16 protein-coding genes are annotated in these 17,814 nt (G+C 42.0%); 8 read left to right on the forward strand and 8 right to left on the reverse strand.

Features of this window, described 5'->3' with window-relative positions:
- Nucleotides 1-16 precede the first annotated feature (16 nt).
- The 4 genes from ACKGJO_RS00310 to ACKGJO_RS00325 all read right to left on the reverse strand — a co-directional run bounded on the left by ACKGJO_RS00310 (nt 17) and on the right by ACKGJO_RS00325 (nt 5,425).
- Nucleotides 17-1,387 carry an HTTM domain-containing protein gene (locus ACKGJO_RS00310; RefSeq protein WP_411321401.1) on the reverse strand — a complete coding sequence of 457 codons (1,371 nt, stop codon included), beginning with the start codon at nt 1,385-1,387 and terminating at the stop codon, nt 17-19.
- Nucleotides 1,388-1,390: 3 nt separating this feature from the next.
- Nucleotides 1,391-2,500, reverse strand: a complete 1,110-nt coding sequence (locus tag ACKGJO_RS00315; RefSeq protein ID WP_411321402.1) for an imelysin family protein — start codon at nt 2,498-2,500, stop codon at nt 1,391-1,393.
- A gap of 69 nt (nt 2,501-2,569) precedes the next feature.
- The gene (locus ACKGJO_RS00320; RefSeq protein ID WP_411321403.1) at nt 2,570-3,781 is read right to left on the reverse strand and encodes a DUF4856 domain-containing protein; all 1,212 of its coding nucleotides are present in this window, start codon (nt 3,779-3,781) and stop codon (nt 2,570-2,572) included.
- A gap of 141 nt (nt 3,782-3,922) precedes the next feature.
- Entirely contained in the window at nt 3,923-5,425 is a 1,503-nt protein-coding gene (locus tag ACKGJO_RS00325) for a hypothetical protein (RefSeq protein WP_411321404.1), read from the reverse strand.
- Between the two features lie 140 nt (nt 5,426-5,565).
- On the opposite strand from ACKGJO_RS00325, the gene ACKGJO_RS00330 reads away from it, so the two are divergent.
- Entirely contained in the window at nt 5,566-5,934 is a 369-nt protein-coding gene (locus ACKGJO_RS00330; RefSeq protein ID WP_411321405.1) for a carboxymuconolactone decarboxylase family protein, read from the forward strand.
- On the opposite strand, the gene ACKGJO_RS00335 is transcribed toward ACKGJO_RS00330, so the two are convergent.
- Nucleotides 5,931-6,740, reverse strand: a complete 810-nt coding sequence (locus ACKGJO_RS00335) for an NAD-dependent epimerase/dehydratase family protein (RefSeq protein WP_411321406.1) — start codon at nt 6,738-6,740, stop codon at nt 5,931-5,933. The genes ACKGJO_RS00330 and ACKGJO_RS00335 overlap by 4 nt on opposite strands.
- 63 nt (nt 6,741-6,803) lie before the next feature.
- Between ACKGJO_RS00335 and hemH the strand changes: the two genes are divergently transcribed.
- From hemH to ACKGJO_RS00365, 6 genes are all read left to right on the forward strand, one after another.
- Nucleotides 6,804-7,868: a ferrochelatase gene (gene hemH / locus ACKGJO_RS00340; RefSeq protein WP_411321407.1), complete on the forward strand. Its 1,065-nt coding sequence runs from the start codon at nt 6,804-6,806 to the stop codon at nt 7,866-7,868.
- Between the two features lie 67 nt (nt 7,869-7,935).
- Nucleotides 7,936-9,276: a protoporphyrinogen oxidase gene (gene hemG / locus ACKGJO_RS00345; RefSeq protein WP_411321408.1), complete on the forward strand. Its 1,341-nt coding sequence runs from the start codon at nt 7,936-7,938 to the stop codon at nt 9,274-9,276.
- Between the two features lie 70 nt (nt 9,277-9,346).
- Nucleotides 9,347-10,639 carry an MFS transporter gene (locus tag ACKGJO_RS00350; RefSeq protein WP_411321409.1) on the forward strand — a complete coding sequence of 431 codons (1,293 nt, stop codon included), beginning with the start codon at nt 9,347-9,349 and terminating at the stop codon, nt 10,637-10,639.
- A gap of 142 nt (nt 10,640-10,781) precedes the next feature.
- Nucleotides 10,782-10,958 carry a histone H1 gene (locus ACKGJO_RS00355; protein WP_411321410.1) on the forward strand — a complete coding sequence of 59 codons (177 nt, stop codon included), beginning with the start codon at nt 10,782-10,784 and terminating at the stop codon, nt 10,956-10,958.
- A 113-nt stretch (nt 10,959-11,071) separates the two neighbouring features.
- Nucleotides 11,072-11,581: a PH domain-containing protein gene (locus tag ACKGJO_RS00360; protein WP_411321411.1), complete on the forward strand. Its 510-nt coding sequence runs from the start codon at nt 11,072-11,074 to the stop codon at nt 11,579-11,581.
- Nucleotides 11,574-13,073 (forward strand): PH domain-containing protein, encoded by a 1,500-nt coding sequence (locus ACKGJO_RS00365; RefSeq protein ID WP_411321412.1) that lies wholly within the window; start codon nt 11,574-11,576, stop codon nt 13,071-13,073. Before ACKGJO_RS00360 ends, ACKGJO_RS00365 begins: the two co-directional genes overlap by 8 nt.
- Before the next feature lie 43 nt (nt 13,074-13,116).
- Here the strand turns inward: ACKGJO_RS00365 and ettA are convergent, their stop codons facing one another.
- Both ettA and ACKGJO_RS00375 read right to left on the reverse strand, forming a co-directional pair.
- Nucleotides 13,117-14,787: an energy-dependent translational throttle protein EttA gene (gene ettA / locus ACKGJO_RS00370; RefSeq protein WP_411321413.1), complete on the reverse strand. Its 1,671-nt coding sequence runs from the start codon at nt 14,785-14,787 to the stop codon at nt 13,117-13,119.
- A 156-nt stretch (nt 14,788-14,943) separates the two neighbouring features.
- Entirely contained in the window at nt 14,944-15,774 is an 831-nt protein-coding gene (locus ACKGJO_RS00375; RefSeq protein ID WP_411321414.1) for a ZIP family metal transporter, read from the reverse strand.
- A gap of 136 nt (nt 15,775-15,910) precedes the next feature.
- On the opposite strand from ACKGJO_RS00375, the gene ACKGJO_RS00380 reads away from it, so the two are divergent.
- The gene (locus ACKGJO_RS00380; RefSeq protein WP_411321415.1) at nt 15,911-16,630 is read left to right on the forward strand and encodes a hypothetical protein; all 720 of its coding nucleotides are present in this window, start codon (nt 15,911-15,913) and stop codon (nt 16,628-16,630) included.
- A gap of 54 nt (nt 16,631-16,684) precedes the next feature.
- Here the strand turns inward: ACKGJO_RS00380 and ACKGJO_RS00385 are convergent, their stop codons facing one another.
- Nucleotides 16,685-17,812, reverse strand: a complete 1,128-nt coding sequence (locus ACKGJO_RS00385; RefSeq protein WP_411321416.1) for a YncE family protein — start codon at nt 17,810-17,812, stop codon at nt 16,685-16,687.
- Between the last annotated feature and the right edge of the window lie 2 nt (nt 17,813-17,814).

Genomic DNA, 17,814 nt, shown 5'->3' on the forward strand with positions numbered 1-17,814 from the left:
AAATAGAAATAAAAAACTAAAGGCCTTTAATTTTATCATTAAAAGGGAGTATCCAAGTACGGTATTTAAGTGAGGGTTCTATTTCTGTGAGATCGACTTCTGGATCCACATAAGGCTGACTTCGACGGCCATTCAGAGCAACGTAGCTTTCCACAAAGATCTTGGGATCTTCAATACCTTGCTGTTGATAATGGTCTTCCAAAAAGTGTGCGTATTCCAGAATGAAATCCGGCTGACTGGACATCTGTTTTTCCTGAAAGCGAGTCAGGAATTGGGTGTTATCCACATAGAAACGCTGTTCGTTTTCGGAATCTACCACTTTGAAATTGGCATATCCGGCTTTTTCCATCAACATTACCCGCCACGAGAATCGGTAACCTTCTTCAGTCCAGAACAATTCACCTGGATAGAGCAGGTAACGAAAGGGGATAAGAAGTTGCAGAATGAAGAATATTATAACTACCCCAAGTGAGGCTTTTCGCAACCAGTCTTTCGAAAATTGGTAAGTTTTTCCGTTATCGAACAGTGATTTACTGATCTTGAGCCATTCAGAGACTTTGGTCAAGATCTTGTTGTGAAGCCCGGCATCAAAAAATATGAGAGCACTGGCGATCATGATATAAGGGAACATACCTATGGGAAATAAAACACGGGTCAGTACATGAAAAATGACCACCATTGTAAAAGCGAAAATCCTTGTTCGTCGATAAAGAAGCAGAAAAGGAATAGTTAGATCGTAAATTGCACCGCTCCATGCAAACGCATAATGGGTCCAGGTTTGCTGCAAAATATCTCCTAAAAGTGGAATGGAATATTTGGCCGGTAACCAGATCTGCAAAGGCATGGCTTCAAATAACCAGTCAGAATTAAGTTTTGCCAGTCCGGCGTAGAAATAAACAATTCCCAGTAAAAGCTTGATTGAATCTATGGTCCATGCAGGTACTTCCTGTGAGCGAATCCCTTCATCACGCCAGGCATCCAGGGAGTAATAAGCGTGAGCCGGCAGAAAGATCATCAAAAAACTAAGAATACTGATGAAGTAATAATGATTCAGGTAGGTGGTTTTGTCCATCAGCTCTATATAGGTGAAGCTGATAAAAAATATGATGATCGAGATGCGGTACTTAAAGCCCAAGGCAATAAAAAGCGAAGAAATTCCGCATATAAGAAAGATCAGATACGTCCATTCCCCTAAAGGTTGCACCCATTCAAATCCGTAGTACGAGAAAAAGAATTGTGGTTCAATATACAACTTGGATATCCAGCCATTAGCAACAAAACGAATGATGCTCCCTAGCATCAGCATCCCGAATAAGATACGGAACACAGCTAATGGAGCAGCATTCTTGGTGCCAGAAAAATATGCGCGTACGGAGGATGTATTCACAACTTAATCACCGTCGGCATCCACATAATCTACATTGATATTCAATGCCTGAAGCATATCTACCTTCAGGTTAACAACATTCCTTTGAAGCTCATCGTAGGTGGCAAGCATAAGGCCGTTATCAGTTTCAACCTGAACAGCAAGATCGTTATTTAAAGCCTCTGACTCGACTTTGGCGTCTTCAAATTGATCGTTAATGATAGATGTAAGATCTGCACCGTTTTTCATTGTATTTAGGTAATCCAGGTAATCATCCAGGCTTTGTCCCTCAATCTGTCCATCAAAATGAATCCCATTGAAGAATTTGATACTGGCTGTCAGGGCTTCATTGAATAAAGCTTTAGAGAATCCTTTACTGTAATAAGCTTCAACATGGCTGCTCAGTGGAGAACCGGAAAAGACCCCGGCAGGAATTCCGATCTTGCCTGCACGAAGATGTTTTTCGTAATAATAAATGTAATCATTCACCATCATGTCGAGGGAAGAATTTGCCCCGTTTCCAGAGTTAGAAACAAATTCATCCCGAAACCCGGAAGTCCAGTTACTCATTACCTGATTTGTCAGGACATCAATTCGTTGTGTTAGATCTGTCAGATAGACTCGGTAGTTTTGGGCATTGGTATTGATTGTATAGTAAGAAAGTATTTCTGCATCATCTTCACCCAAACCATGAAGCAGGTAATCCAGGGCCGGTAACCCCTGACTATTATTCAAGGATGGAAGTTCAAGATCATAAGCTCCCTCGCTGATATTTTGTATGATCTCAGTAGTGTCAGTTGGATATACATTCAGATTATCCCGAAAACGAAGTTGCATAGCTTCTCCCATCTCGAACATGGATACATTCTGAAATGCGAGATAGGCTGTTTCCCATTTTGCACGAAGATTCTCAAGATTTTGTTGGGTGGGCTCTGCAGAAAAGCTTTCAGCAGAGGCATGAAGCTGAGAGGTTGACTCTGTAAAGTTGGCAAATGCGGGGATAATGATGTTATCTGCCCAGTTTATAAGGATAGCTTCACGATCAAAATCGTCAGGAGTAGGACCGGAAGGTCCGTTATCGCTACAGCTCCATAATATGAAGACGGTTAGTAATAAAATGAAATATTTCTTCATGACAAATAGATTTTAAAACAAAAAAGCCGGCAACGATCTAGAATGCCAGCTTAATTATAAAAGATTATTTTAACTAGCGGCTTGTTCTACAGTGAAATCAAATTGAGCCGCAATCGTTTCAGACATATCGTCCAATACACTTGGTTCAATATCCCACAGCCCCTCTCCGTCTTCTAATTGATCCAACATAACATCAATTTCCTGTGAAGAAAGGTAAGGACTATCAGAATTTGGAACCCGACTAAATTTCAGGCTAAACATGAAACCATAGGCTTCAGAGAGATCGTGAAATGCTGCTCCGTAATCAGGGGTGGATTGCTCTAGGGCGCTTTTCCCGGACTGCAGGTAATAGATAGCACGAACAGCTATTACTGTAGAAATATTTTCACGAATAGTTTGTGCTTGTTGATCGCGTATGTCGTAAGCACCGGCTTCAATTGCAGCACGACCAAGTATAAAGGCTTCAAAGGTCTCCTGTGCAATTCCGGTGAAATCATCGTCATTGTCAACACGACCCAGGTAGGTATTCAAAAAGCCGCTACCTTGACCCACAGTTGGATTGGAAGGATTATCAGCGTTTCCGAATAAATATCCATATGCTTCATCCCATTTGTGCTCCATGTTAGTGTAGTTAGCGTTTTCTGCAAGAGTACCATTGTTATTGTCTTCTCGGTTGGTACCGGCGTCTAATACAGAGGTGCTTAGATAGTTGTTCAGCATTTGATCGGTCATTAAGGCACCGATCAAACTCTTACCTACTAGTTGATTGTATTCAAAGCCTTTGCTATTTACATAGCGTGTTGATGACCCATCGGCAATTTGGCCTGGTTGTCCGGATGCTGCAAGTGAATTTTCATTAGGAAACACTTCATTTACTTGAGCACTCAACCAAAATTCGAATTGGTTTTTGATGTCAGCACTGAGCTGAGTATTAGAAGCGAAATAATCAGTGGAAGCTGCAACTTTACCTTTAATATTCTTGGTAGCTTCATTTAGCTCAGGGTTTTGAAATGGATCAGCATCGCCGCCCGTAGCAGTTTCATTCCGATACATTTCGAGAAGGAGTTCTTCGGTAGTATTATTAAAATCCATCATCGCAGAAATTAATTCTGTAGACATTTGTATTCGAGTCGTTTGTCCTGAAAATGACACAGAAGATTCACCATTTCGGGTAAATTCATAAGTGTCGGGCGCCGCGATAGATGGATCATTGTTAGAGTCGCAGGCAACAAATGCGACAGCAGATAAGATCGTGACAGATAATATTTTTGAAAGCTTCATTAGTGTTACTGTTAATTAGTTGTATTATTATTTAGACTGATTCTAAGTTAAGGAGTCAAATAAAATGATGCAATTCTTATGTAGAATAAATCTAAATTAGGTAAAAATGTAGGGAGGGAATACCAAATAAGGCGGGTTAGATCAATCGTGGCGACGAGGAGAGACGATCTCCATGACCTGGCTGAGTATATTTTTACTTACGCTGAAGATCTTTTCCTGATTATTCATGGCAAGCATTCGAAGAACCATGCGTAACTCAGCGAGAAGGATAGGTGGATTGTTGATGAGGGTATCTTCGGCTACAACTTCATTCCAGTCAATACCTTTTTCAAATTTAACTCCGGCGCGTGCCATGGTTCTAATATAAACATTGGCCATCAGGCCATAACCAATGGTGGTTGGGTGCAATCCATCGAGGCTGAAAATACCGCCTTTATAGATCTTGCCCTCATCATTTAGTCTGATGAAGTCTGTGGTCAGTTTTATGTCACCTGATTCATCAACCAGATGTTTTGTGGATTCTCTGTTAAGAAGAGCCTCTCCGAGTCCATGAGGAAGGTCACGAACCATCTCTCCACCTAATCGACGCCTTGCAAGTCCGGCTACATTTCTTGCTATCGGGACTGCCGTCCACCCATAATCATCAGCAACCTGTCTTATGATCTCGTTATAGGCGTCAATGGTAAAGTCGAGCTGAATGGCCTGATCTTTGGTTAGATGCGGATGTTTGTCAGGGTGGAAGTCTTCATCCCAAATCCAGAAACGGGTGTAATAATCAAAATAACCTAATCTTTTACTTGAAAGATTTGAATTTACACCACGGATAACGGGAGGAATTGTCACGTATGGTATGGTGGGTACAAAAACTCTTTTGGCATCAAGAGTTGAGACCTTTTCAGCCAGTTTTCGATATTGCTGTTCAAAGTGTTCCGGACGGTAAACCGTGTAATTACGGTCACCCGGAAAAGCTTCCAGGTCGTCATCATCTTCGGTCCATATAAGCTTTAGGTCGGTTACGGCAGCAAGAATATTATTATGGCCATGGCAGACGATCAGGTTTTCTATTCCACCGTTTTCAGACAGTATTTGGGCATTGTCGATCTGAGACCGGCTTTCGTGTTCTTCTTTGAGAGTAGGATTCAAAACCAAGCGCGCTGTGGTGAATTTGGCATGCTCAGGCAGCATGTTGAATACTGTAAACGATTCTGGATTGTTTTGAATGTATTCGCGACTGTTCTTTTCAGTTACCATCCAGGAATCGCTGATGTTGAAACCCCAGACCGATTGATTGTGGTAAGGTGTGGTACGTTCCACCGAAAGCTCTTTCATTCCACCTTTCCAATATTTTTTTATCCTTTTAAAGGTCGTGAACATATATTTGGATGCGGAGAGAAATTCTAACAGTTCGATCTCATCTCCATATTTTTCGGATAGCCCTCTCACTAAAACCTCAATATTCAGTGGGATACCGGCCTGTGCTGTAAAACTGGGCTGATCGAAATCAGGCATTGGTTCAAAACATCTTCGGATGAAAGATGGAAAGTTAATATCGGTTCTGTAAATACCGCCGTTGTTGAAGCCCTGTGTAAGGCTGTCACCGATAACTACCAGTTTGTGTTTAGCTTCTTTCTTTTTACGGAACATTATTTTGTATGACTAAAGCATGCACGCTAAGGAAGATACTTAAGTGACAGACTATTCAAAATCCAATAAATGTATAGTAGGTTTTCAAAGGGAATACTAACTATTTTCAGTTCAGAAATTTAAAGTAAAAAAAACACACCATGTCAGACAAGAACCGTTTAGAACAATTCAGAGAAGAGCGTGAGATCATGAATGAGAAAGTGATGGACCTGGATCATCTGGGTATCAAGCGTTTCTTCAACATGGACACAAACACCTATAGGGATGGGGCTCTATCTTCGCAAACCAAAGAACTCCTTGGCCTTGTTGCCTCCGCTGTACTTCGCTGCAATGATTGCATTGATTACCACCTCGAGCAATGTGCAAAAACCGGTTCTACCAAAGCCGAAGTCATAGATGCCCTGAATGTAGCTTTGATCGTGGGGGGAAGTATAGTCATACCGCATTTACGTCATGCTACGGTTACCCTGGAATTACTTGAAGAAGAGGGGACTCTTAAAACTGATTAGTTCCGATAATCCAATGGATCGGGGTGCATAAACAGGAAGTCATAATTATCGACCAATTTGTCAGGAGAAATTTGTTTGTTATCATTTCCACCCGGTAAAAATTCGGGTTTATCCATTTCAAGCCTTTTGGCAATAGTAGTATAAATTCTGCTTTTAGAGGGATGAACCGGACTACAAATATTGTAGATCTGGGAACGCACTCTTTCTTCTATCATGAGTTCTGTAGCGCGAATCACGTCTTTTCTGTGAACCAGATTGACGGGGGCATCACCATCAGAAATATTTTTTCGGCCGGCCAGATATTTTACTGGATGTCTATCTTCACCGTAAAGTCCCGCCAAACGAAGGATTACTGATTCTTTCAGGATCTTTCTTAATTCTCCTTCTGCCTTGCATAAGGCATTATCGCTATCCTCGTTTGGAACAGTATGTTCTTCAGTTATTGTTCCTTTGGATTTTCCATACACACCTGTGGAACTATACATGATTACCTGTGTGTTAGAATCCTCCCAAAGCTTGGCAAGCTGTCGGATGTATAACGGGTATTCGTCTCTGTTTTCTCCCCGGCCGGGTGATATTGAAATAATAACAGAGTCTACTTTAGGTAGCTCAATATTTTGTATTTTATCCACCGGAAGTTGAAGCTTAATTGGCGTGATACTATGATCCTCGATCTCAGAAAAATTTTGTTTAGATCTGGTGGTGCCATAGACTTCATAGCCCTGACCGCTAAGGTAATGTCCAAGTTTTTTACCGACCCATCCGCAGCCAACAATAAGCACGGATCCAATATCATCTGACTTCATAAAATATTTATCTTAAACAGAGTTATTACGTAACTGTAGACTAAACTTATATTAAAATCTGGCATGGAACAATCTAAAACAGGCATATTATTAGTGAATCTCGGATCTCCGGATAGTTATGAGCCGGCTGATCTTAAAGTTTATCTGAGAGAATTTTTAACAGATAAGAGAGTCATTGATTTTCCAACTCCATTAAGAAAAGCATTGGTGGAAGGTATTATTTTGCCGATTCGCCCTAAGGAATCGGCCGAAGCTTATGAACTGATCTGGTGGGACGAAGGCTCACCGTTGATCGTCATCACGCAGAGAGTGATTGATAAACTTCAGAAAAGATTAGGAGACGAAGTACCTGTTGCCATGGGAATGCGCTATGGCAATCCATCCATAGAAGCAGGATTTGATGAGTTGATGGAAAAAAATCCTGACCTGGAAAGAGTGTTTATGATACCGCTCTACCCTCAATATGCCATGGCTACTACAGAGACCGTGATCGAAAAAGCCAAAGAAGTGTGGTTGAACAAATATCCACACCTGGAGATGATCACCAAGGATGCATTTTACGATGATCCTCAGTATGTAAAAGCTCTTGGGGAAAGTATTCGTCCATACATTGAAGATCATGATATTGATCACCTAATGTTTTCTTATCACGGCGTGCCTGAACGGCATATCAAGAAGAGGGATATCACCGGTGATCATTGTCTTAAGTGCGTGGATTGCTGCAATGTCAACTCACCTGCACATACATTTTGCTATCGACATCAGGATGTCAAAACCACACAAAATGTAGCCGAATATCTGGACCTCGATAACAAAGACTTCAATTACAGCTTTGCATTTCAGTCTAAGCTTGGGATCGATCCATGGCTGAGTCCGGCTACCGATAATGAGCTCGTTAGATTAGCTGAAGAAGAAGGAGTTAAAAAAGTAGCGGTCTGCTGCCCGGCTTTTATATCTGATTGTATTGAGACACTCGAAGAAATTGGCATTAGGGGCAAGGAAGATTTTGTAGAAGCTGGCGGAGATGATCTGGTGTTGATCCCATGTGTAAATGACAATGATCTTTGGATCGATGCTCTTGAAACGTGGTGCACAGATATGCTGAAGCCGGTTGAAAAAACAGTATGATTCAGTAAAACCCGGATCATGGCTGTTTCATTGCTGGTTAGTCAATTCTAGTTAAGAGAGGTATTTGATGAAAGATGCAGGCGATAAAAAAAGAGTATTAGTTTTAGGTGGTGGAATATCAGGATTGTCTGCCGCGTGGTATCTTTACAAAAAAGGCATTCCCTTTACTCTCATCGAAAAAGAAAAGAAGACAGGCGGAGTGATAACCTCTTCTGAAATTGATGGCACCGTCGTAGATTTTGGTCCTAATTCACTGCGCGACCGGGATGGGACTCTTCGTGATCTTGCTAAAGAAATTGGTTTGGAAGAAGATATTATTGAGATATCTGAAGCTTTTAAAACACGATATATAGTCAGAGACAGGGAATTGCAGGAGCTTGTTCCTTCTCCAAAGACCCTATTTACAACCAAAGTTTTGTCTGCAAAAGGGAAATGGCGCATTTTGGCAGAACCTTTTATTTCGAAGGGGACGGAAGAAGATGAAAGCGTCGGATCTTTTCTGGAGCGCAGAATCGGAAAGGAAGCGGTGGAATATCTTGTTGACCCTGTGTTTTCTGGCATCTATGCCGGTGATATTTACAGCATCAGCAAGAAAGAAATTCTGCCAAAACTAGCCGAAAATGAGCAAAAATTTGGTTCTCTTGTGATGGGCTCGTTTCGCACTAAAAAAGAAAAATCGGATGTTAAACCGGTTGTCCTCTCTTTTGAAAAAGGTGTGCAGCAGTTGGCAGAAGCTCTGGAATCAAAACTTTCCGATGATATAAAACATGAAGAGATCTTAGAGATCCATAATGCTGATTCCGGCTTTCAGGTAACAACAGATAATGGGATTTACCGGTCAGATCAGGTTATTTGTTGTCTTCCGGCACATGAAATGATTTCATTACTTGTAAATTTCGAATCGGATATAAGAGATACACTTGCTCAGATCAAATATTCACCGATGCTTTCCACACAGCTCATTTTCAAGAGAGAGCACATTAATTTTAACAAAGATGGATTTGGGTTCCTGATTCCGAGAAAAGAGAATATTCGGTTGCTTGGAGCAATATGGAAATCCAGCATTTTCCCTGATTTAAGCAATGATGATCATTTTCATTTTACGTTGATGACAGGTGGTGCACATGATTTGGAAATATTGAATGAGCCATTAACAGACATCGAAAATGAGATCCTGAAAGAATTTTCTGAACTAACGGGAATAGATCAGGGCCCGATGTATATCAGATCAATACTTTGGGAAAATGCGATCCCACAGTTTCATGTCGGTTATGGAGAGATTCGGCAAAAATTGGTCGATGCGGAAAAGAAGGACCAAGGAATTCATTTTGGCGGAAATTATCGTTGGGGCGTTTCAGTGCCGGATTGTATAAAGGGTGCAAAAAAACTCGTTAGCCGAATCAGCTAAGACTTATCTTATATTTTGCTTTTCGCTTCTCAGAGGCGATATTCGGTCTCATCTTTCATAACACCGTAAAATGACCAAACCGAATTCTTCAAAAGGCCTCTTTGCATGGGCTATGTATGATTGGGCTAATTCCGCCTATTTTGTGATGATACAAACCTTTGTATTTGCGGCCTATTTTGCCCAATCCATTGCAGAAAACGAGACTTCAGGAACCGCACTTTGGGGTAATATGATCGGCATTGCAGGTTTAGTCATTGCTCTGTCTGCACCGGTTCTTGGCGCAATTGCAGATGAAGGTGGCCGGCGCAAGCCCTGGATCGGCTTCTTTACCCTGATGTGTGTATTCGGCTGCAGTATGCTCTGGTTTGCGGAACCTAGCTCTGATTTCATCTGGTTTGCCCTGATCATGGCGTTTATAGCTACACTAGGGGCAGAACTTTCCTTTATCTTTTACAACGCCATGCTGCCGGATCTGACGACCAGTCTGAATATCGGGAAATGGTCGGGGTGGGGTTGGGCTATGGGGTATGCCGGAGGATTATTTTGCCTCATCATCGGATATTTTGGGTTTGTAGAACACGGAGCTTCCTTGTTTGGATTAAATGAGGCATCACTTCAAAATGTAAGGATCACCTTTCTGTTCACCGGAATATGGTACGCAGTATTCAGTCTCCCAATGTTCTTTAAAACGCCGGATACACCATCCAAGAATAAAACCATCAGGAAGGCTTTATATGATGGTAAAAGAGAATTGAGGAATGGCTTGGCCTTACTTAAAGATGAACCGAATATCGGGAAGTTTTTGCTGGCCCGCATTTTCTATAACGATGGACTCGCCACAATCTTTGCTATGGGAGGAGTTTACGCTGCGGGAACGTTTAAATTCGATACAGGTCAGATCTTTATGTTCGGAATCGCGCTCAATGTCACAGCAGGCATAGGTGCATTCGGTTTTGCGTGGCTTGATGATATAAGCGGTAGTAAGAAGACCATAATAGGTGCTTTAATTGGATTGATCATACCCGTAGTGGCAGTACTTTTTGTGGAATCTGAAACCTGGTTCTGGGTATGGGGATTGTTACTTGGTATATTTGTAGGGCCGATCCAGGCATCAAGCCGAACTTTTATGGGCAGGTTGGCGCCACAAGATAAACGAAATCAAATGTATGGGCTGTTTGCTCTGTCCGGAAAAGTAACCACTTTTGCCGGTCCTATTATGGTAGGTTGGATCACCTTACTGATGAATAGTCAGCGTTGGGGGATGAGTGCCATTCTACTGCTTTTGGTAATAGGTCTGATACTTATGTTTAGTGTTGAAGAAATTCAGGGAACAAAACATGAGAAAATCCCTCAAATATTATAACAAAGAAAAAAATGTATTTATCTACTTATTTATTAAATTAACGCAGAATTTAATACTGTTTAAGTACAGTACATTTTAGTAGCGGGTGTTTTTCGTTGAGAAAAATGCTCTTAACCGAAATATAATCTTAGGAGTACAACATATGAGTAGAATGGACGATATCAACAACGTAGTGGAAGAATTACAAGTTGACATGGAGAAGTTTTATGAGAAAGATAACAAAGCAGCCGGAACACGGGCTCGTAAGCATCTGATGACCCTTAAAAATATGGCTCACGAAATTCGTCAGGAAATTCAGGCTAAGAAAAACGAAATGTAATTTCTACTTCAGCGTAGAATAAAAAGGCCACCATTGTGTGGCTTTTTTTATGCAATTGATTTTTTTAGTAGCAACTTGTTCCTACCTTATCAGCTAATCTGAAATATTGATCTATGCACAGTGAACCTGAAAAACGAATTCATAAGAACGCTATCAAAGCTTGGACTGTCAACGCATTGATAATGGGGTTGATATGGTTCATTCCGTTAGGATTTTATGTAACGATATCGATTGGTGATACATTTGGAACTGACCTCTACTGGTATCAGGGCATTGACTGGTTTTTATTCACAGTGCTGTTGATCGTAGCTTTATTTTTATATCTCCTGATCGGTTTACTGTATCCCAAATTACGCTGGCAAAGATGGAAGTATGATGTATCAGAAAAGGAAATTGATCTATTGAGGGGCATTATCATAAAAAAACGTACGCTTGTGCCAATCAATAGGGTTCAGCATGTAGACACGCGTCAGGGACCTGTTTACAGGAAATTCGGGCTTTCATCTGTCACCATATCTACGGCCGCTACAACCCACGAGATACCTGCTTTGGATGATGAGACTGCTAATGAATTACGTAACACAATATCTTCTCTGGTGAGAAAAGTTAAGGGTGATGTCTGATTTCAAGAAACAACATCCTGTTGCAGCTGTTTCACAGGTTTTTGAAACCATAAAACAGAATTTTATAACACTCATTATTCTGTTTTTTATTGGTACATCAAATACGGAGGGGTATTTTCTGTATTTCCTGGCAGCTGGTCTTGGTCTTTCACTTATTGCCGGAGTTTTTGGTTGGTGGGTATTTCGATACCGCGTTAAAGACGATGAGCTTCAGATCAAGAAAGGCGTGTTCGTCAAGAACAACATCTACATGTCGAAAGATAGAATTCAGGTGATCGATATCACAGAAGGGCTGATACAACGAATGTTTGGTTTGGTGAAGGTCGAGATCAAAACAGCAGGTGGTGGGACTGAATCTGCGACCATCAGTGCAATAACCCGTGAAGCAGCTGAGGCACTTCGAACCGAGTTGCGTAAGAAAAATGCCGAGGCTGAGATTCCAACAGATGATGCAGGTGATCAGCTTCAGGATGACGAGGAAGAGATACTTGATAGCTGGAAACTTCCCAACAAGGATCTTGTGTATGCAGCATTTACTTCAGGCAACTTCGGTCTGATCGCTTCTATTCTTGGTGCAATTTCCGGTCAGTTAAATGAGGTTATTAATGAAGAGACTATTGAATACCTCTATGAAGTATTGCCGGGTTTTAATAATGTAACCATGATCATAACAATCGTAATTGCCATTATAGTGGTCTCATGGACATTGTCCTTCCTTGGAGTCATCTTCAATTACTCCGATTTTCAGTTGCAAAAAACATCGAAGGAATTGATAGTAACCAGTGGGCTTATTGAGCGGAAACACATTACGATTCCTTTCGATCGAATTCAGGCTGTACGCTTTGTGGAAGGAGTGATACGTCAACCTTTTGGATATGGCATGGTTTATATTGAGAGTGCGGGATTCAATCAAACGCAGAAAGAAAGGTCTATAGTGATAGCCCCCTATTTGGCCGGCGGTAAATTCAGTGAATTCCTGAATACCTTTCTAACAGATTACAGAGAGCCGGAATATGAGATAACGCCAAAGTCCAAGGTTAAATTTCGATATATCAGAAGGCCGATGTATTTGATACTTGTTTTGCTGCCAATCGTTTGGTCTATTTTGGAATACGGCTGGCTGATGGTGTTCTTACTGCCTCTGATGGGCGTTCTAGGGTGGTTGCGCTACAGAGATGCTGCGATCGGAAGTGATGAGAATTTTATTAGATCGAGATTCAGAATGATATCCAGAACCACATCCATAGCAAAACGTATACGGGTTCAAAATGTAGAGTTGTCCCAAAATCCATTTCAGAAAAGAAAAGACGTATACAATCTAAGCACTACAGTTGCTTCAGGGGCAGGCGGGATGAGTTTTGAAGTTGAAGATCTGAATGGTGAAGACTGTCAAAGGATATATGATTGGGTTGTAAAGAAATCAAGCCAAACAGGTTCTAAGGACAATGACATTTCAGAAACATCCTTTCCACCTGAAGATATTCAGGAATAATCCACACATTGGCAGATGACCCCTGATCTATCAACTGTAATTTTTAACGCATCAGTTTTTTGTACTTAATGCGGTGTGGCTGATCATCGGTAATACCAAGCCGTTGTTTTTTGTTTTCTTCGTATTCCTCGAAATTACCTTCGAACCAGTAAACCTGTGAATCCCCTTCAAAAGCCAGAATGTGAGTTGCGATACGGTCAAGGAACCATCTATCGTGTGATATCACTACCGCACAGCCTGCAAATTCAAGAAGAGCTTCCTCCAGAGCCCGCAGAGTGTTTACATCAAGGTCGTTGGTAGGCTCATCCAACAATAGTACATTGGCGCCTTCTTTAAGCATTTTAGCAAGATGAACACGGTTTCTTTCTCCACCGGAAAGTTCTGTTACTTTCTTCTGCTGATCACTTCCACTGAAGTTGAATCTTGCAACGTAGGCTCGAGAGTTTACTTCCCTGTTTCCAAGTTTGATAGTATCATGTCCGCCTGATATCTCTTCCCAAATGGTCTTGTTTGGATCCAGGGGCCTTTTTTGATTGACATAACCCAACTCCACGGTTTCTCCTGTGACCAAGGTTCCTTTGTCAGGTTCTTCCTCTCCGGTAATCATTCTAAATAAGGTGGTTTTACCGGCGCCGTTTGGCCCGATCACACCGACAATACCGCCGGGCGGGAGGCGAAAATTCATATCTTCAATAAGAAGTCGGTCCTCAAAACCCTTTGATACATGATCCGCAACAATAACCTTATCCCCAAGTCGCGGTCCGGCAGGAATGAAGATCTCCATATCGTCACGGCGTTTATCATGTTCCTCTGAAAGCATTTCCTCATATTTGTTGATACGAGCTTTACTTTTAGCACGGCGTCCTTTCGGATTCTGCTGGATCCATTCAAGCTCTTGTTTGAGCGTTTTCTGGCGCTTGGATTCCTCTTTTTCTTCCTGTGCCAGTCTGTTTGATTTCTGTTCCAGCCAAGAGCTGTAGTTGCCTTCAAACGGAATGCCTTCACCGCGATCCAGTTCCAGGATCCAGCCGGCAACATTATCGAGGAAGTACCGGTCGTGGGTTACAGCAATAACGGTTCCTTCATATCGGGCCAGATGTTGTTCCAGCCAAAGCACGGACTCGGCATCCAGGTGGTTTGTAGGCTCATCCAATAAGAGGACATCAGGTTTTTTGAGTAGTAGGCGACAAAGGGCTACACGGCGTGCTTCTCCTCCAGATAGTACTTCCACAGAAGCCTCACCGGGCGGGCAGCGTAAGGCGTCCATGGCTTGTTCCAGCTTACTGTCAATATCCCAGGCATCGATCTGATCTATCTTTTCCTGCAGCTTGGCCTGCTTCTCGATCAGCTTTTCAAAATCCGCATCCGGATCACTGAATTGTGCGTTGATGGATTCATATTCTTTAAGCAAATCCATGGTATCCTGCACTCCCTCTTCTACGATCTCCTTCACCGTCTTTGATGGGTCCAGTTTTGGCTCCTGAGATAAATAACCGAATGTGATGCCTTTCTGAAAACTGATATCACCCTGATAATCTTGATCCTCACCAGCTATAATTCGTAGCAGCGTGGATTTACCGGCCCCGTTCAGGCCAAGTACACCTATTTTGGCACCGTAAAAAAATGAAAGATAGATGTCCTTTAATACTGTCTTATTTGGTTTATAGGTCTTTGAGACCCCAACCATAGAAAAAATGATCTTGTTATCGCTCAAGGGAGTATGCTTTTATTGTGAATATGAAAGGTAATAAAGGTACGAAATACCCACCGATATTTAGAAAGCATTTTCAGTTTTTGATATCAATGATCTTAGAGCGATCTGTTTATTTATTCGATATTGTGGAATAAACAGCATTACAATAAAAGTTGTTTAACCAAGTGCTACGTCGAGCACCATCATCACAACAAAACCGACCATGAGACCAAGTGTAGCAAGGTCTGTATTACCATGTTGGTGACTTTCCGGTATCAACTCCTCCACTACAACATAGATCATGGCACCTGCCGCAAATGATAGGGCATATGGAAGAGCCGGAGTGATATAGATAACAGCTGCTGCTCCAATTACTGCAGCAACGGGTTCCACAATAGCGGAAAGCTGCCCATAGTTAAAGCTCTTTAGTCGGCTTACACCATCCCTGCGCAAGGGCATAGAGATAGCTACACCTTCAGGGAAATTTTGAATGCCAATACCTATTGACAGGGCAATGGCACCAACAACCGTTGCACCGCCATCAAGTTCCATTCCTATGCTTGCGGCTCCAAAAAGGACTCCAATGGCAAGTCCTTCCGGAATATTATGCAATGTTATGGCAAGTACGAGAAGAGTAGCACGCTTCCATTTGGTATCAACACCTTCTGCTGCATCACGTGGAAGACCGATGTGAAGGTGGGGGATATATGCATCACAAATACGTAAGAATAGCCCGCCCAAAAGAAAACCAATGGCAGCGGGGATCCATCCGATCATGCCCTGAGCTTCAGCCAGATCAATACCGGGGATAATGAGAGACCATACGCTGGCTGCTATCATCACGCCGGCTGCAAATCCCATCATACCATCAAGTACTTTGTAGTTGATGGTTTTGGTCAGAAAGACGAGTGCTGCACCAAGTGATGTGACACCCCAGGTAAACAAACCACCTATAAGGGCTTGTGTGATCGGATTGAGGTTGAGAAACCAATCGGGAATGAATTCCATAAAACTGATTTAGTTTAAAGTTATTTGCTTAAACATATTATAAAATTAGCTATGGCTAAATATATAAATTTTGTGTGATACTATGCAGAAAATAAATTTACTACCTTTAGATAAATTGTATTGAAAAATTTTGGTAATGAACAAAGCTCTAAAAGCATTCGAAGTTCCAATTAAAAACGGTCTGATCCGTATCTTTTTAAGGATTAGCAGTGTGACCTGCACATTTGAAAATGATGCTCCTGATTTTATTGATGTTGAAGATGATCATCCCAAACTTAGAGTGATACCTGAAGCCGGTATTACTGAACTGACAGACGCCTTCAATACCATGCTTGAACTTAATATCAACAATCGGCAGAGTTCAGGCGATAGGCTGGTCTGGGAAGTTGAAGCAGGGGGTATATGGTTTGATATTCCGATGGAAGAAGTAAAGCAAATATGGGTTTCGGAATTCAGTTTTCACATTGAAAGTGAAAAGCCAAGATATCTTGCTTATTACATCAAAGATGTGGATCACAAGATCGAGTGGCTGCAAAAAGACGAAAAATCAGGTGAGATAAGATCGCTTAGTGTACATAGGAAATCGTTTAAACCGAACCCGCTAACGGATAGGGAAAGCTATAGTGGCGCAGAGATTATTCGTTGTGCGGATATGATAGGCCGTGCGGCTAAAAAGATCGATATCAGGACAGGTTCAGCCTTGGTGAAATTTAATACGGATAAGGGTCGGTTGGAGTCTTTGATCATTGGTATAGCTGAAAAGCTTGGGTATGAGGTTTCCCCGCTTGATAAGGATACCATTGCCAAACAGAATGAAAGAGATCATAGTGTCAGTCACATGATCTCTTTAAAATAAAAACCCGGAATGGATACCATCCCGGGTTTTAGGGTTTGGATATTCTAGCTTAGATCAGCTGTCCATTTTCCAGAATATAATACCTCCGGCTTGTTTCCCGGTTTCAACTACATCAACGCGTTTCAGTGTTTGGAGGTTAATGATGTCAACAGACCCCGGCTCACCGCCTATACCCTCTACAGAAATAAAGGCAAATTTATTGTCAGGTGAGATCGTGACGCCATGACTCACCTTTCGGCTGTTAGGGATCTTGGCCAGTTCTTCTCCTTTCTTGAGATCCCAAACACCGGTTGCTCCTTCTCCTTTATAAGTGGCAACGAGAAGTTTTCCATCGTGGCTAATTTCAAGATTGTATGGAGCTTTGCCCGTATCCCAGCGTTTAGTGACTTCCCATTTCTTTGTATCCACTTCAAGTATCTCATCCGAACCGTTACCGGCAACGTAAACTAAAGGCTTGGTTGGATGCGGATCAGCCCAGGTTGGTTTTTCAACCGGATTGTGAACCATTTTTCCATGATCAGAGTGATTCATATGGGAGCTTGCAGTCATTGTTTGATGACTGTTGTCAGTATCTTTACCCAATTTGAGTCGCCGGGATACTTCAAGTGTTTTTGTATCGATCTCGATAAGCTCATCTGTCATCATAGATACGTGGTACTGCCGGGTACCATCATCGGTGACCCGTGAACCGTGAGGCATGATCCCTGTTTCGATGTCATCAAGTCGCATCATAGTTTCAGGTTCAACAACTGAAACCGTGCTCGGCTCCATATCGCCGTGAAGGTTGAAGTTCACCACATATAACAGTCCGGTGCTTGAGGATATGTCCATGGTAGCAGGGAAAAGCCCTAGTTCTACTTCATCGACATACTCGTTGGTACCGGTCTTATATTTCCAAAGCGACCCATAAGGCATACCGTGTGCAATACTTACGAACCAATGTTCACCATCCGGGGAAATATTTAGTCCGTGAGGCCCTTCGTTCTCCTGTGGCCAGGTTCCAACATCGATGGTCTCGGTGATCTTACCCTGCTGTGATTCACCATCAAAATGGATCAGGTGAACCTGATCATCAGATTCAGCTGCCACGTACAGGTAATAATCCTGAGCAAAAAGACCAAAGGTTCCCAATACGAGAAACCCACCGATCAAAATTGTCTGCAATACTCTCTTAAAATGCATAG

Origin of the sequence: Gracilimonas qinghaiensis, from assembly GCF_046602855.1 — a bacterium.
Taxonomy (GTDB): domain Bacteria; phylum Bacteroidota; class Rhodothermia; order Balneolales; family Balneolaceae; genus Gracilimonas.

Coding starts and splice junctions, on each gene's coding strand:
- ACKGJO_RS00375 (WP_411321414.1), bottom strand. CDS start 15,774: ATGGAATTCATTCCCGATTGGTTTCTCAACCTCAATCCGATCACACAA.
- ACKGJO_RS00350 (WP_411321409.1), top strand. CDS start 9,347: ATGACCAAACCGAATTCTTCAAAAGGCCTCTTTGCATGGGCTATGTAT.
- ACKGJO_RS00360 (WP_411321411.1), top strand. CDS start 11,072: ATGCACAGTGAACCTGAAAAACGAATTCATAAGAACGCTATCAAAGCT.
- ACKGJO_RS00315 (WP_411321402.1), bottom strand. CDS start 2,500: ATGAAGAAATATTTCATTTTATTACTAACCGTCTTCATATTATGGAGC.
- ACKGJO_RS00365 (WP_411321412.1), top strand. CDS start 11,574: ATGTCTGATTTCAAGAAACAACATCCTGTTGCAGCTGTTTCACAGGTT.
- ACKGJO_RS00320 (WP_411321403.1), bottom strand. CDS start 3,781: ATGAAGCTTTCAAAAATATTATCTGTCACGATCTTATCTGCTGTCGCA.
- hemH (WP_411321407.1), top strand. CDS start 6,804: ATGGAACAATCTAAAACAGGCATATTATTAGTGAATCTCGGATCTCCG.
- hemG (WP_411321408.1), top strand. CDS start 7,936: ATGAAAGATGCAGGCGATAAAAAAAGAGTATTAGTTTTAGGTGGTGGA.
- ACKGJO_RS00380 (WP_411321415.1), top strand. CDS start 15,911: ATGAACAAAGCTCTAAAAGCATTCGAAGTTCCAATTAAAAACGGTCTG.
- ACKGJO_RS00385 (WP_411321416.1), bottom strand. CDS start 17,812: ATGCATTTTAAGAGAGTATTGCAGACAATTTTGATCGGTGGGTTTCTC.
- ACKGJO_RS00335 (WP_411321406.1), bottom strand. CDS start 6,740: ATGAAGTCAGATGATATTGGATCCGTGCTTATTGTTGGCTGCGGATGG.
- ACKGJO_RS00325 (WP_411321404.1), bottom strand. CDS start 5,425: ATGTTCCGTAAAAAGAAAGAAGCTAAACACAAACTGGTAGTTATCGGT.
- ACKGJO_RS00355 (WP_411321410.1), top strand. CDS start 10,782: ATGAGTAGAATGGACGATATCAACAACGTAGTGGAAGAATTACAAGTT.
- ACKGJO_RS00330 (WP_411321405.1), top strand. CDS start 5,566: ATGTCAGACAAGAACCGTTTAGAACAATTCAGAGAAGAGCGTGAGATC.